We start from the raw sequence: 12,789 nt of genomic DNA on the forward strand, positions 1-12,789 counted from the left end.
GCCAGCAGGGCTGGCTTCGTCTGACGGCACGGCGCGGACGCCGGTTGATGAGGGCGGTGCCGGTCATGCGGTGCCGCCCTTTTCGTGTGTGGTGCTGGCCTCATCCTTCCCACACGGCTGCGCCGTGCGGGCCCCTTCCTTCTCCCGCAGGGAGAAGGAGATGTGCGCGATTACGCCTTGCGGGTTGGTCATCACGTCGAGGTTGGTAAAGCGGAGCACGTGGTAGCCTTGGCGGGTGATATAGAGGGTGCGGGTGGCGTCTTGGTCGGTGGTGGCGGCGTGGGTGTTGCCGTCGACTTCGATGACGAGCCCGGCCGCGATGCAGAGGATGTCGGCGTAATAGGGACCCAGCGGGGCCTGATGACGCCACTTCAGATGCGGGAACGATTCCCGCAATGCCCGGAGCAGGCGGCGCTCGGGTTCGGGGGCGGCTTTGCGCAACTGTCGGGCGCGCGGGACCGTGCCGACCGGCTGGTTCGCATAGAGGCGCATCTGTCCTCACCCTTCCGCCGCTGCGCGGCTCCCTCCCTCTCCCGGAGGGAGAGGGAATTGTCTGCCTTCACCCCTCTCCCTCCGGGAGAGGGAGGGGCCCGCCCGGCATCGCCGGGTGGGAGGGTGAGGACAGCCGGTTACGCTCCGCTCACTGACACGCCAGACACTCGTCGTAATCCGTCGTCTCGCCGATCTCGAACGTCGGTGCGGCGATCGTGTTGTCGGCCTCGACCCCGCCGCTGCCGGCGAAACCGGCGCGCTGCACCGACTTGGACCGCAGGTAATAGAGCGACTTGATCCCCAGCTCCCACGCGCGGAAGTGGAGCATCAGCAGGTCCCACTTCTCGACGTCGGCCGGGATGAACAGGTTCAGCGACTGCGCCTGGTCGATGTACGGCGTGCGGTCGCCGGCGAGTTCGAGCAGCCAGCGCTGGTCGATCTCGAAGCTGGTCTTGTAGCAATCCTTCTCCTCGACAGAGAGGAAGTCGAGATGCTGCACCGAACCGCCATGTTCGAGGATCGAGCTCCACACCGCCTCGCTGTTCTTCGATTTCTCGTTGAGCAGCTTTTCGAGATAGGGGTTCTTGACCGAGAAGCTGCCCGACAGCGTCTTGTGCGTGTAGATGTTGGCCGGGATCGGCTCGATGCAGGCGCTGGTGCCGCCGCAGATGATGCTGATCGACGCGGTCGGCGCGATCGCCATCTTGCAGCTGAACCGCTCCATCACGCCGACGTCGGCGGCATCGGGGCAGGGGCCGCGCTCGACCGCGAGCTGCATCGACGCCTCGTTCACCTGCGCGTTGATGTGCTTGAAGATGCGCAGGTTCCACGACTTGGCCATCGCGCCCTCGAACGGCAGGCCACGCGCCTGGAGGAAGGAGTGGAAGCCCATCACGCCGAGCCCGACCGAGCGTTCACGCGCGGCGGAATAGGCGGCACGCTCCATGCCGGGTTCGTGGCGGTCGATATAATCCTGCAGGACGTTGTCGAGGAAACGCATCACGTCCTCGATGAAGACCTTGTCGTCCTTCCACTGGTCCCACGTCTCGAGGTTGAGCGAGGACAGGCAGCAGACCGCGGTCCGGTCGTTGCCGAGATGGTCCTTGCCGGTCGGCAGCGTGATCTCGGAGCAGAGGTTCGAGGTCGAGACCTTGAGGCCCAGGTCGCGGTGATGCTTGGGCATCGTCCGGTTCACATGGTCGGCGAAGACGATGTACGGCTCGCCGGTCTGCAGCCGCGTCTCGACCAGCTTCTGGAACAGCGAACGCGCATCGACCGTCTGGCGGACGGTCTGGTCCTTGGGGCTGAGCAGGTTCCACTCGGCGCCGTCGCGCACCGCCTCCATGAAGGCGTCGGTCAGCAGCACGCCATGGTGCAGGTTGAGCGCCTTGCGGTTGAAGTCGCCCGACGGCTTGCGGATCTCGAGGAACTCCTCGATCTCCGGATGGCTGATGTCGAGATAGCAGGCGGCCGAACCGCGGCGCAGCGAGCCCTGCGAGATCGCGAGGGTGAGCGAATCCATGACGCGGACGAAGGGGATGATGCCGCTGGTCTTGCCGTTGAGGCCGACCGGCTCGCCGATGCCGCGCACGTTGCCCCAATAGGTGCCGATGCCGCCGCCGCGCGAGGCGAGCCAGACGTTCTCGTTCCAGGTGTCGACGATGCCGTTGAGGCTGTCGGGCACCGAATTGAGGTAGCAGCTGATCGGCAGGCCGCGCCCGGTGCCGCCGTTCGACAGCACCGGCGTCGCGGGCATGAACCACAGGCGCGAGATATAGTCGTACAGGCGCTGCGCATGCGCGGCGTCGTCGGCATAGGCGGAGGCGACGCGGACGAACAGGTCCTGATAGCTTTCGCCCGGCAGCAGGTAGCGGTCGTTCAGCGTTTCCTTGCCGAAATCGGTGAGCAGGGCGTCGCGGCTGTGGTCGACCTCGACCGGATAGGGACGCGCGTGCACGGCCTTGCTGCCGGTGCCGACGTCCTGCGTCACGGCGCTGGTGGTGGCTTCGATCGTGTCGGTCATTGCTTCACCCTGCGTGTCCCTGAAATCCATCGAACCGATCCTTGCGTTCTCTAAGTGTTCGAATCGGCGGCGCATTTCCATGCTACCACCATGGCGGCCCCATGGAGAGAACAAAATGAGCACATCGCGGCGTCGCGGCGTGCGTCGGGCCGACATCCCATATGGGTGTCGGGCCTGCTCTCTACCAGCAATTGGGTCCGCCCCCGAACTCAACCCCCACAAATTGTGGCAAAGCGGCGCGGCAGGCAAGGGGGTAATGATCCGGAGGCGATGCCGTTCCCCCTTGATCCGGTCCGGCGCGATCCGCCGCCGCGAACGACGCGTGGACTTCCGCGGGTTTCGCAAAGCGCAAGGGAACAGAGCGGCAACGAAAATTTTTTGGATGACGCTGCCGGTGCCATGGGTGGGTGCGGAACGGACGTTTCCGGCGCGCCGCGACGGCGATCGGGCGAGGTCCGGCCGCCGCCGGCGTCACACCATCCGGCGCTGGCTGCGTCCGGGTTGCAACTGGTTGAGGCGGTTGAGATTGAACGCCTCGACGAACTCCAGGCCGGCCTTGCCGTCCTTCGCCCAGGCGACGCGGGCGGCGAACATCTGGTCCTCGATCAGCTCGATCAGCACGTCGAGGCCGATCGCCCCGTCGTCGATGTCGACGCCGTCGATCATCGCGCCGCTGGTCGAGATGTTGCGGATGCGCACGTCGCCCTGGTTGCGGCCGATCGCCAGCCGCGCCGACCGCAGCATCGTCGTCCGCGGCGCGCGGCTGATCTTGTGGCCGACGGGGTCGACCTGCACCACGCCGCCCAGCTGCTCGATCACCGCGTCCGCCGGCACGCTGCGGCCGTAGACATAGCCCTGGATGTGGCTGCACCCCAAGGCGCGGACCAGCTCGATCTCGTCCTGCACCTCGACCCCCTCGGCGGTGGTCTCCATGCCGAGCGTATCGGCCAGCGTCACGATCGCGCGGATGATCGCGGCGTTGCGACTGCCCGGCTGCGCGGCACCGCGCACGAAGCTCTGGTCGATCTTGATCTTGTCGAACGGCGCGGTGCGCAGATAGCCGAGGCTCGAATAGCCGGTGCCGAAATCGTCGAGCGCCAGCCGCACGCCGATGCCCTTCAGCGCCTTGAACATCGCATCGGTCGATCCCGATTCGTCGAGGAACACGCCCTCGGTGATCTCCAGCTCGAGCCGGTCGGCGGCGAGGCCGGCATGCGCCAGCGCCGATGTGACGAGGCCGGGAAAGGCCGGGTTGGCGAACTGGATCGGCGAGACGTTGACCGCGATGCGGACGTCGCGCGGCCAGCGCGCCGCCTGGACGCAGGCGGTGCGCAACACCCATTCGCCCAGCGCCTCGATCAGCCCGCATTCCTCGGCGACCGGGATGAAGTCGGCGGGCGAGATCGGCCCGCGCGTCGGGTGGGTCCAGCGCAGCAGCGCCTCATAGCCGATGATCTGCGTCGTCCGCGTCGACACGACCGGCTGGTAGCCGAGTGCGAATCCGCCCTCGTTCAGCGCGATGCGCATGTCGTCCTCGAGCGCCTTGCGGCTGCGCGCGCCGGCCAGCATGTCCTCGGAATAGAAACGATGCACGCCGCGCCCGTCGGCCTTGGCGGCGTAGAGCGCGAGATCGGCGTTGCGGATCAGCTCCTCGGCATCCTCGCCATGCTGCGGCGCGATCGCGATGCCGATCGAACAGCCGATCGTCACCGAGGCGCCGGCGATGAAATAGGGCTGCGACAGCGCGCCGATCAGGTCGCGCGCCAGCGTCGCCAGTGTCTCGCGATTGTCGATGCCGGGCAGCAGCACCTGGAATTCGTCGCCGCCGAGCCGCCCGACGAGGCCGGCATCGCCGACGCCGCGTTGCAGCCGCTGCGCGACCTGCTTGAGCAGCGCGTCGCCGGCCTGATGGCCGAGCGTGTCGTTGACCGCCTTGAACCGGTCGAGGTCCATCAGGAACAGCGAGGCGGGGCGATAGGGGCCGACCTGCTGCTGCAGCGTCTTGTCGAGGCTGGCGCGCATCCGCTGGCGGTTGGCGAGGCCGGTCAGCCCGTCGAACAGCGCGAGGCGGGTGATCTCCGCATCCGACCGGCGCTTCTCGGTCAGATCGCTGCCCGATCCGATGAAGCCCTGGAACCGGTCGAGCTCGTCGACGACGGGCCGGCCGGAGATCGACCACCAGCGCTCCGGCTCTTCGCCGCCGTCGCCGTCGTCGGCGGCGCGGACGGTATAGTCGGAGAAGGAGGTGCGCGAGGACAGGTGGAAGGCGAGCGTGCGTTCGGTGCCGGGCGCGGCACTGTCCATGCGGAACACGTCGGTCAGCAGCCGCCCGACCGGGTTGCGATGCGCCGCCGACAGCTCCGCGGCGACCTTCGCCGACAGATAGGTGAGCCGGCCGTGGCGGTCCGCCTCCCAGAACCATCCGGTGCCATGGCCTTCGAATTCGGCGATCATCTTGGCGGCGAGCCGGCCCTCGCGTGATTCCGCGTTGCGATCGTGCGCGTGGCAGGCATCGATGCGCGCGAGGCGGATCGTCGCCACCGCGAGGCAGGCGAGGAAGGCGCAGGCGACGACCGAGGGCAGGATGCTGACCGACAGGATCGGCAGCATCAGCACCAGGCCGGCACCGAACCCCAGCGTCGCGGCGCGCACCGGGTGCAGCGCGATCGCGGTCATGCCGATCGCGCCGGCGACGGCGACGAAACAGCCGACCTGCACGGGTCCGGCGGGCAGCCGCGTCGACGCCCAGAGCAGGGACGACAGCGCCGCCGCGATTCCCGTCGCCGCGATCGCGAGGCAGCGGACGCGCAGGTGCGGCGTCCACCGGCGCGAGCGGCGCGCGGTCAGGATTGCCCAGGCGGTGAGCGAGGGGACGATCAGCAGCAGGGCGGTCGCGGCGACCTCGACGAGGTTGCGGGTGGTGTCGGCGAGCGTCGCGCCGAGCAGCACGGCGCAGGCGACGACCTGCGCGGTCAGCCCGAACGGCCAGGCGGCCAGCACCGCGTCGAGGCGGGTGGCGTGGAGCCGGGCCTGATGGTCGGGTCCCTCGCCGCTCAGCCCGAGCAGCTGCCATATCGACGCGGTGACATGGCGCGTATCCGGCAGGGAACGGGAAACCAGATACGGCATGATCGCGACGATACGCGACGATGGTTGAGAAACCTTTGCACGGGCTCGCAATTTATCGGGGGGTGGGCGCATCCGGTCGCACGCGCTTGGCGAGGGCGCGGCGGCGTCCTAAAGGCGGCGGCGAAGGAGCCTCGCTTGTGACCACCATGATCCGCGCCGCAGACCTGATCGAGAGCGTCGCCGACGCGTTGCAGTTCATCAGTTACTATCATCCGATGGATTACATCCGCGCGCTCGGCGAGGCCTATGAGGCGGAGCAGAGCCCGGCGGCGAGGGACGCGATCGCGCAGATCCTGACCAACAGCCGGATGTGTGCCGAGGGGCACCGGCCGATCTGCCAGGACACCGGCATCGTCACCGTCTTCGTCCAATGGGGGCAGGATTGCCGGCTGGAGGGCGACCGCTCGCTGCAGGAGGTGATCGACGAGGGCGTGCGCCGCGCCTATCTGCACCCCGAGAACAAGCTGCGTGCGTCGATCCTCGCCGACCCCGCCTTCACCCGCCGCAACACGAAGGACAATACGCCGAGCGTCCTGCACGTCGAGATGGTGCCCGGCGCCAAAGTGTCCGTCGACGTCGCGGCCAAGGGCGGCGGGTCGGAGAACAAGTCGAAGTTCAAGATGATGAACCCCAGCGATTCGATCGTCGACTGGGTGCTCGAGATGATCCCGCAGATGGGCGCCGGCTGGTGCCCGCCCGGCATGCTCGGCATCGGCATCGGCGGCACCGCGGAAAAGGCGATGCTGCTCGCCAAGCAGTCGCTGATGGGCGCGATCGACATGGGCCAGCTCCGTGCCCGCGGCCCCCGGAACGACATCGAGGCGCTCCGCATCGAACTCATGGACAAGGTCAATGCGCTCGGCATCGGCGCGCAGGGGCTGGGCGGGCTGTCGACCGTGCTCGACGTCAAGATCCTCGACTGGCCGACGCATGCCGCGTCGAAGCCGGTCGCGATGATCCCCAATTGCGCCGCGACCCGCCATGCGCATTTCACGCTCGACGGCAGCGGGCCGGTGTATCTGGAGGCGCCGAAGCTGAGCGACTGGCCGCAGGTGAACTGGACGCCGGACAAGGCGGCGATCCGCGTCGACCTCGACACGCTGACGCCGGAGGTGGTGGCGACGTGGAAGCATGGCGACCGGCTGCTGCTCAACGGCAAGATGCTGACCGGGCGCGATGCGGCGCACAAGCGCATCGCCGACATGCTCGCGAAGGGCGAGGAGCTCCCGGTCGATTTCCGCGGCCGGGTCATCTACTATGTCGGCCCGGTCGATCCCGTCGGCGAGGAGGTGGTCGGCCCCGCCGGCCCCACCACCGCCACCCGGATGGACAAGTTCACCCGCATGATGCTCGACCAGGGCCTGCTTGCGATGGTCGGCAAGGCCGAGCGCGGGCCGGCGGCGACCGAGGCGATTGCCGAGGCGAAGAGCGCCTATCTGATGGCGGTGGGCGGCGCCGCCTATCTGGTCGCGCGCGCGATCAAGGGCAGCAAGGTCGTCGGCTTCGAGGATCTGGGCATGGAGGCGATCTACGAATTCGAGGTCGCGGATTTTCCGGTCACCGTCGCGGTCGATAGCGAGGGCAAGAACGTCCACCAGCTGGCGCCGCTGGTCTGGCGCGAGAAGATCGCGCGGGAGGGTCTGCTCCAGCCGGCGTGAGCATTTTAACCGGCTGGAAACCCGGATGTTGTTATCGTAGATCAAGTATCGCCGGTCAGGTGATGCGGGATGGGACGACGCCGCGGGAGAACAGGCGATGCTCGATCGGAAAATGCTGTCCGCGGAACATCGGGAGCTGGCGGAGCTGGCCGCCGCGCTGCTCGACCGCGTCGCCTCGTCCGAACCCGCGCCCGAACGGATCGCGCAGCTGCGCTGGCAGATGACGCGCAAGCTGCTCGCGCATCTCGCCAAGGAGGATACGTTGCTCTACCCGCGGCTGATCGCGGGCAGCGACCGGCGCACCGCGGCGCTGGCGGCGCGCTTCGCCGACGAGATGGGCGATCTCGCGCAGACCTATCGCGACTATGTCGCCAACTGGTCGTCGGACCGCATCGTCGCGGACTGGGGCAATTTCGCGAGCGAGACGCGCCGTGTCATGCAGGCGCTGATGCACCGGATCGGGCGGGAGGAGACGGTGCTCTACGCGCTGATCCCGCCGCCGCCGAAACAGCGCACCGTCGCCTGATCCGCGCGGCGCCCGGGCCGGGCGCGGCGGAACGGCCCGGGTGGCGGGGGGTTGGAGCCTGATCTCCTCTCATCATGTCCGGGACCCAAGCCATGAAGACGCTCCTTGCCGCGCTGCTGCTCGCCATCCCCGCACTGGCGGTCGCGCAGACCGTGCCGGCCCCGACGCCCACGGTCGCGCCGGCGACGACGGCGCGGAGCGGCGGCCTGCTCGGACAGGCCGGCGGTCTGCTCGGCGGCGGGCTGCCGCAGGTGGGTACGATCGGGGCGGGCAATGCCGCCGGGCTGCTCGGCTATTGCGTCAGGAACAAGCTGCTCGGCGCCACCGGCGGGCAGACCGGCGCGGCGGGCGTGCTCGGCCGGCTGACCGGGCAGAAGGACGTGACGACCCTGCCGGGCTATCAGGCGGGCCAGACCGGGCAGGTGCAGGCGGCGAACGGCCAGACGCTGTCAATCGATCCCCTCCGCGGCCAGATCAAGACGCAGTTGTGCAATCTCATCCTAAACCGCGCCCGCTCCTTCCTTTAAGGAGTGACGGTCGGGTTCTCATCAGCGGGGGCGTTTCGGGAAGAGTAGGGCGGGGTTCGCGCGGAGGCGCGGAGGGCGCAGAGGTGTTGCGACCGCGGTAGTTGTAGCCTTGCACATCGCTGCATAGCCACGACAGGGCCGTGCTGCCGGATGCGGCGTTCTTCCACGCTTACAGGGGCGCGTCATCAAACGCTGTCGCGCGATGGCGTATCCGCAGAAATGAGAAGAGGGTGCCGGGCGCCTCCCGGCGACCCGACACCCCCCAAACATGGTCAGCGGCCGGAGAGCTCCAGCCCGGGAGACCATGAGGCCTCTTCGAACCCTCGTCATGCCGTTGATTGGGGGAGGATACCCCCCGGCATGAGTATAACGGGTACTTAGAAGCCGATCCCCCGAACGAACTGAACCGACCCCACTGCTGAACCATGAGACATCGGATCACCTCCTTTCGCTTGTTGATAGCCATGTGACCGGTAGTCCGATCACGCGATCAATGTGCGCATGGCTTCGGATACATGCAAGACTTGTATTGCGCCGCGTTTTGCACGACCTTCGGCACTTCGCCCGCAGGCTCAGCCGCGGCAATCCTCCGTCACCCGCTCGATCTCCGCCCAGGCCGGCACGACCAACGTCGGGGCCCCGGGCTGCTCGACCACGAACCGCCCGCGGCTGAAGCCCATCGCGTCGAGCAGGCCATCGTTCGCCGCCAGCGCGGCGGCGACCTGCGCAGGCACGCCGCCGGTCGGCTGCACCGGCACCGCACGCGTCAGGCTGGTGGTGCGGATCGTCAGCGACGCCGGCGCGGCGCCCGCGACCGAGAGCATCACCTGATGGCGATCGACATCGCAGCGCAGCGTCAGGCGCGGGTCGGCACCGGCGACCCCGAATGCGGCGATGCTGCCGCGGCCATCGCGCCGATAGACCCAGGTGCCGGGTGTCAGCGGCCAGTCGCGCCAGTCGCTCGACGTCGCGACCGGCGGCGGCGCGGGGCGGACGACGGGGTCCGGCGCGGGCGCGGGCGGCGGCGCGACCGGCTGGGGCACGCAGGCGGTCAGCAGCGCGCCCGAAGCGGCGATGGTCATGGCGAGGCGGGGAAAGGCACGCATGCCGCGGCTTATGCGGGAAGGGCGGGCCGGCCTCAACCCGTCGCGGCGTGGAACCGGCGCGGGGGCCGGGCGGTTCACCGGCGTAACAATCAGGAGTATCCGATGTCGACCGATACGCAGGCCACCACCACCGCCACCCAGCTGCTAGTCCAGGCCAACATCCCCCATTCGCTCAAGGTGGAAAGCCGCGACGGAGACCAGGTCGGCTCGGTCTATGCGCTGATGGTCCACAAGGGCTCGGGTCGCTCGACCCATGCGGTGCTCAGCCTCGGCGGCTTTCTCGGCATGGGCAAGAGCTTTTACCCGCTCCCTTTCGAACTGCTGCAGTTCGATCCGGTCCGCGACCTCTATGTGGTGACGATCGACCGTCGCATGCTGGAAGGCGGCCCGAGCTGGGCGAACAACGCGCCGGTGTTCGACCAGGCCTATGCCGATCGTGTCGCGAGCTATTACGGGGTGAACGCAGCGAACCTGACGACGGGTTAAGCGATCACGCGGCAAATTTGGCTGCGTAGATCGCGGGGCGGTAGCGGGGTTCCGGTATGTCCTTGCCGGACGCCGTTGCCGCATCGAGCCAGCCGGCGATGGCGTCCTGAACGTTGGCCAGCGCCTCGTCCGGGTTTGCGCCATGGGTCGCGCAATAATGCAGGTCAGGCACGTCCGCGATCCAGCAATCGTCGTCCTGCGACCAGAACAGATTGATATGATAGCGCGGCGTATCCATCATTCGACATCTAGGCCATATTCGTCGACGATTTCAAGGAAGCGGCGCACGAGGTAGGGCTTCACGCCCTTGCCGTCCGGTAACGCCGTCAGGATGTAAGGCACCGTGGGGTGGCTGTAATGCCGATGGCTGCCCCTTATCCTGACCAGCTCAAATCCGGCGGCGGCAAGCAGACGTTCGAATTCCGCAAAGGTGATCGATGCCCGCGGGTTGGCTGTGATCGTCGCATAGAGCTTTGCGATGCGGGTCATCGGTGACGATGTATAGTCGGACGGTTTGATTGGCTACGGATCACGGCGTCATCCTTTCACCGCGATCCGTATCCGTCCCGCAAGACAATCTGTTACGGCTGATGGCGTCAGGCGACGCCCGACGCCATCTTCACCGCCCCCCGCGCTTGCCGCCCATCCGCATCGCCTGCGCCTTGCCGTAGCGCGTCTTGCGCGTGCCCGGCTTGCCTTCGTTGCTGCGGCCCATGATCGGCGCCTTCTGTTCGTCGACCGGCAGGCCGAGTTCCTCGTTCTCCAGCTGGCGGATCTCGTCGCGCAGCCGGCCGGCGGTTTCGAATTCCAGATCCGACGCCGCTTTCCGCATCTGCTTCTCGAGGTCCTCGATATAGGCGCGCAGATTGTGGCCGACCATGTGCGGGCGGTCCTCGTCGATCGGGATCGTGACCTGATCGCCCTGCGACACATGTGCGATGATGTCGCCGATGTTGCGCTTGATCGTCGTCGGCGTGATGCCGTGTTCGCGGTTATACTCTTCCTGCTTCTCGCGGCGGCGCGCGGTTTCGTTCATCGCCCGCTCCATCGATCCGGTGATCCGGTCGGCGTAGAGGATGACGCGGCCGTCGACGTTGCGCGCGGCGCGGCCGATCGTCTGGATCAGCGACGTCTCCGAACGCAGGAAGCCTTCCTTGTCGGCATCGAGGATCGCGACCAGCCCGCATTCGGGAATGTCGAGCCCCTCACGCAACAGGTTGATGCCGATCAGCACGTCGTAGACGCCCAGCCGCAGGTCGCGGATCAGCTCGATCCGTTCCAGCGTCTCGACGTCGGAATGCATGTAGCGGACCTTGATCCCCGCCTCGTGCATATATTCGGTCAGATCCTCGGACATGCGCTTGGTCAGCGTCGTCACCAGCGTGCGATAGCCGAGCGCGGTGGTCTTGTGGCATTCCTGGATCAGGTCCTGCACCTGCTCCTCGACCGGCTTGATCTCGACCGGCGGATCGATCAGCCCGGTCGGGCGGATGACCTGTTCGGCAAAGACGCCCCCGGTCTGCTCCATCTCCCAATTGCCCGGCGTCGCCGAGACGCTGACCGTCTGCGGCCGCATCGCGTCCCATTCGTTGAAGCGCAACGGCCGGTTGTCGATGCAAGAGGGCAAGCGAAAGCCGTATTCGGCGAGCGTGATCTTGCGGCGGTGATCGCCGCGCGCCATCGCGCCGATCTGCGGCACCGTCTGGTGGCTCTCGTCGACGAACAGCACGGCATTCTCGGGCAGATATTCGAAGAGCGTGGGCGGCGGTTCGCCGGGCAGGCGGCCGGTCAGGAAGCGGCTGTAATTCTCGATCCCCGCACAGCTGCCGGTGGCGGCGATCATCTCGAGGTCGAAATTCGTGCGCTGTTCCAGTCGCTGTGCCTCGAGCAATTTGCCCTCCACGACCAGCTCCTTGAGCCGTTCGGCCAGCTCGTGCTTGATCGCGTCGCCCGCCTGTTTGAGCGTCGGGCCGGGCGTGACGTAATGGCTGTTGGCATAGACGCGCACGCTGTTGAGGCTCGCGACCTTCTTCCCCGTCAGGGGATCGAATTCAGTGATGTCCTCGATATCGTCGCCGAAGAAGCTGATCCGCCACGCGCTGTCTTCGTAATGCGACGGGAAGATCTCCAGCGTGTCGCCCTTCACGCGGAAATTGCCGCGCTGGAACGCGGCGTCGTTGCGCTTGTACTGGAGCGCGACCAGCTTGCGGACGATCTCGCGCTGGTCGACCGCGGTCCCCTTCTTGAGGTCGAAGATCATCGCCGAATAGGTTTCGACCGAACCGATGCCGTACAGGCACGATACCGAGGCGACGATGATGCAATCGTCGCGTTCGAGCAGCGAGCGGGTCGCCGAATGGCGCATCCGGTCGATCGATTCGTTGGTCGAGGATTCCTTCTCGATGTACGTGTCCGACCGCGGCACATAGGCCTCGGGCTGGTAGTAATCGTAGTAACTGACGAAATACTCGACCGCATTCTCGGGAAAGAAGCTCTTGAACTCGCCGTAGAGCTGCGCCGCGAGGATCTTGTTGGGCGCGAGGATCAGCGCCGGGCGCTGCAATTCCTCGATCACCTTGGCCATGGTGAAGGTCTTGCCCGAACCGGTGACGCCGAGCAGCACCTGATCCTTCTCGCCCGCGCGCGCGGTCGCGGTCAGTTCCCGGATCGCGGTCGGCTGGTCGCCGCTGGGGCTGTATTCGCTGACCAGCTTGAACGGCCGGCCGCCCTCGACCTTGTCGGGGCGGGCGGGGCGATGGGGGACGAAGCTTTCGCCGGTTTCCGGCTCGGCGAGGCTGGTGCGGATCTGGATGGCCATATCGGGAACGAATATGGGGCCGCC

The 12,789-nt window shown here is 67.2% G+C and carries 11 protein-coding genes; 4 read left to right on the forward strand and 7 right to left on the reverse strand.

Going from position 1 to position 12,789, the window contains the following annotated elements; genetic code table 11:
- Window positions 1–63: 63 nt before the first annotated feature.
- The 3 genes from AC1RTO_RS01660 to AC1RTO_RS01670 all read right to left on the reverse strand — a co-directional run bounded on the left by AC1RTO_RS01660 (window position 64) and on the right by AC1RTO_RS01670 (window position 5,644).
- On the reverse strand, window positions 64–492 hold the full coding sequence (locus AC1RTO_RS01660) for an endonuclease domain-containing protein (protein WP_493159223.1): 429 nt from the start codon (window positions 490–492) through the stop codon (window positions 64–66).
- 148 nt (window positions 493–640) lie between these two features.
- Window positions 641–2,545 (reverse strand): ribonucleoside-diphosphate reductase subunit alpha, encoded by a 1,905-nt coding sequence (locus tag AC1RTO_RS01665; protein WP_493159224.1) that lies wholly within the window; start codon window positions 2,543–2,545, stop codon window positions 641–643.
- A gap of 441 nt (window positions 2,546–2,986) precedes the next feature.
- The gene (locus AC1RTO_RS01670; RefSeq protein WP_493159225.1) at window positions 2,987–5,644 is read right to left on the reverse strand and encodes an EAL domain-containing protein; all 2,658 of its coding nucleotides are present in this window, start codon (window positions 5,642–5,644) and stop codon (window positions 2,987–2,989) included.
- A 146-nt stretch (window positions 5,645–5,790) separates the two neighbouring features.
- Here AC1RTO_RS01670 and AC1RTO_RS01675 point away from each other — a divergent pair, with 146 nt between their 5' ends.
- From AC1RTO_RS01675 to AC1RTO_RS01685, 3 genes are all read left to right on the forward strand, one after another.
- Window positions 5,791–7,302: a fumarate hydratase gene (locus AC1RTO_RS01675; RefSeq protein ID WP_493160308.1), complete on the forward strand. Its 1,512-nt coding sequence runs from the start codon at window positions 5,791–5,793 to the stop codon at window positions 7,300–7,302.
- A 97-nt stretch (window positions 7,303–7,399) separates the two neighbouring features.
- Window positions 7,400–7,828, forward strand: coding sequence for a hemerythrin domain-containing protein (locus AC1RTO_RS01680; protein WP_493159226.1), 429 nt, complete (start codon window positions 7,400–7,402; stop codon window positions 7,826–7,828).
- A gap of 92 nt (window positions 7,829–7,920) precedes the next feature.
- A complete protein-coding gene (locus AC1RTO_RS01685) occupies window positions 7,921–8,355 on the forward strand; it encodes a DUF2501 domain-containing protein (protein WP_493159227.1) in 435 nt (144 codons plus the stop codon).
- Between the two features lie 572 nt (window positions 8,356–8,927).
- Here the strand turns inward: AC1RTO_RS01685 and AC1RTO_RS01690 are convergent.
- Window positions 8,928–9,461, reverse strand: coding sequence for a hypothetical protein (locus AC1RTO_RS01690; RefSeq protein WP_493159228.1), 534 nt, complete (start codon window positions 9,459–9,461; stop codon window positions 8,928–8,930).
- A 102-nt stretch (window positions 9,462–9,563) separates the two neighbouring features.
- Between AC1RTO_RS01690 and AC1RTO_RS01695 the strand changes: the two genes are divergently transcribed.
- Window positions 9,564–9,947: a PRC-barrel domain-containing protein gene (locus tag AC1RTO_RS01695; RefSeq protein ID WP_493159229.1), complete on the forward strand. Its 384-nt coding sequence runs from the start codon at window positions 9,564–9,566 to the stop codon at window positions 9,945–9,947.
- A gap of 4 nt (window positions 9,948–9,951) precedes the next feature.
- Here AC1RTO_RS01695 and AC1RTO_RS01700 read toward each other — a convergent pair whose 3' ends face one another.
- From AC1RTO_RS01700 to uvrB, 3 genes are all read right to left on the reverse strand, one after another.
- A complete protein-coding gene (locus AC1RTO_RS01700; RefSeq protein WP_493159230.1) occupies window positions 9,952–10,185 on the reverse strand; it encodes a type II toxin-antitoxin system HicB family antitoxin in 234 nt (77 codons plus the stop codon).
- Entirely contained in the window at window positions 10,185–10,436 is a 252-nt protein-coding gene (locus tag AC1RTO_RS01705) for a type II toxin-antitoxin system HicA family toxin (protein WP_493159231.1), read from the reverse strand. Before AC1RTO_RS01705 ends, AC1RTO_RS01700 begins: the two co-directional genes overlap by 1 nt.
- 130 nt (window positions 10,437–10,566) lie before the next feature.
- The gene (gene uvrB / locus AC1RTO_RS01710; RefSeq protein WP_493159232.1) at window positions 10,567–12,765 is read right to left on the reverse strand and encodes an excinuclease ABC subunit UvrB; all 2,199 of its coding nucleotides are present in this window, start codon (window positions 12,763–12,765) and stop codon (window positions 10,567–10,569) included.
- Between the last annotated feature and the right edge of the window lie 24 nt (window positions 12,766–12,789).

The sequence above is a fragment of the Sphingomonas sp. GW821-FHT10F09 genome (assembly GCF_058809195.1).

Excerpts from the sequence above, each read along its gene's own strand:
- AC1RTO_RS01660 (WP_493159223.1), bottom strand. The coding sequence starts at position 492 with ATGCGCCTCTATGCGAACCAGCCGGTCGGCACGGTCCCGCGCGCCCGA.
- AC1RTO_RS01665 (WP_493159224.1), bottom strand. The coding sequence starts at position 2,545 with ATGGATTTCAGGGACACGCAGGGTGAAGCAATGACCGACACGATCGAA.
- AC1RTO_RS01670 (WP_493159225.1), bottom strand. The coding sequence starts at position 5,644 with ATGCCGTATCTGGTTTCCCGTTCCCTGCCGGATACGCGCCATGTCACC.
- AC1RTO_RS01675 (WP_493160308.1), top strand. The coding sequence starts at position 5,791 with ATGATCCGCGCCGCAGACCTGATCGAGAGCGTCGCCGACGCGTTGCAG.
- AC1RTO_RS01680 (WP_493159226.1), top strand. The coding sequence starts at position 7,400 with ATGCTCGATCGGAAAATGCTGTCCGCGGAACATCGGGAGCTGGCGGAG.
- AC1RTO_RS01685 (WP_493159227.1), top strand. The coding sequence starts at position 7,921 with ATGAAGACGCTCCTTGCCGCGCTGCTGCTCGCCATCCCCGCACTGGCG.
- AC1RTO_RS01690 (WP_493159228.1), bottom strand. The coding sequence starts at position 9,461 with ATGCGTGCCTTTCCCCGCCTCGCCATGACCATCGCCGCTTCGGGCGCG.
- AC1RTO_RS01695 (WP_493159229.1), top strand. The coding sequence starts at position 9,564 with ATGTCGACCGATACGCAGGCCACCACCACCGCCACCCAGCTGCTAGTC.
- AC1RTO_RS01700 (WP_493159230.1), bottom strand. The coding sequence starts at position 10,185 with ATGGATACGCCGCGCTATCATATCAATCTGTTCTGGTCGCAGGACGAC.
- AC1RTO_RS01705 (WP_493159231.1), bottom strand. The coding sequence starts at position 10,436 with ATGACCCGCATCGCAAAGCTCTATGCGACGATCACAGCCAACCCGCGG.
- uvrB (WP_493159232.1), bottom strand. The coding sequence starts at position 12,765 with ATGGCCATCCAGATCCGCACCAGCCTCGCCGAGCCGGAAACCGGCGAA.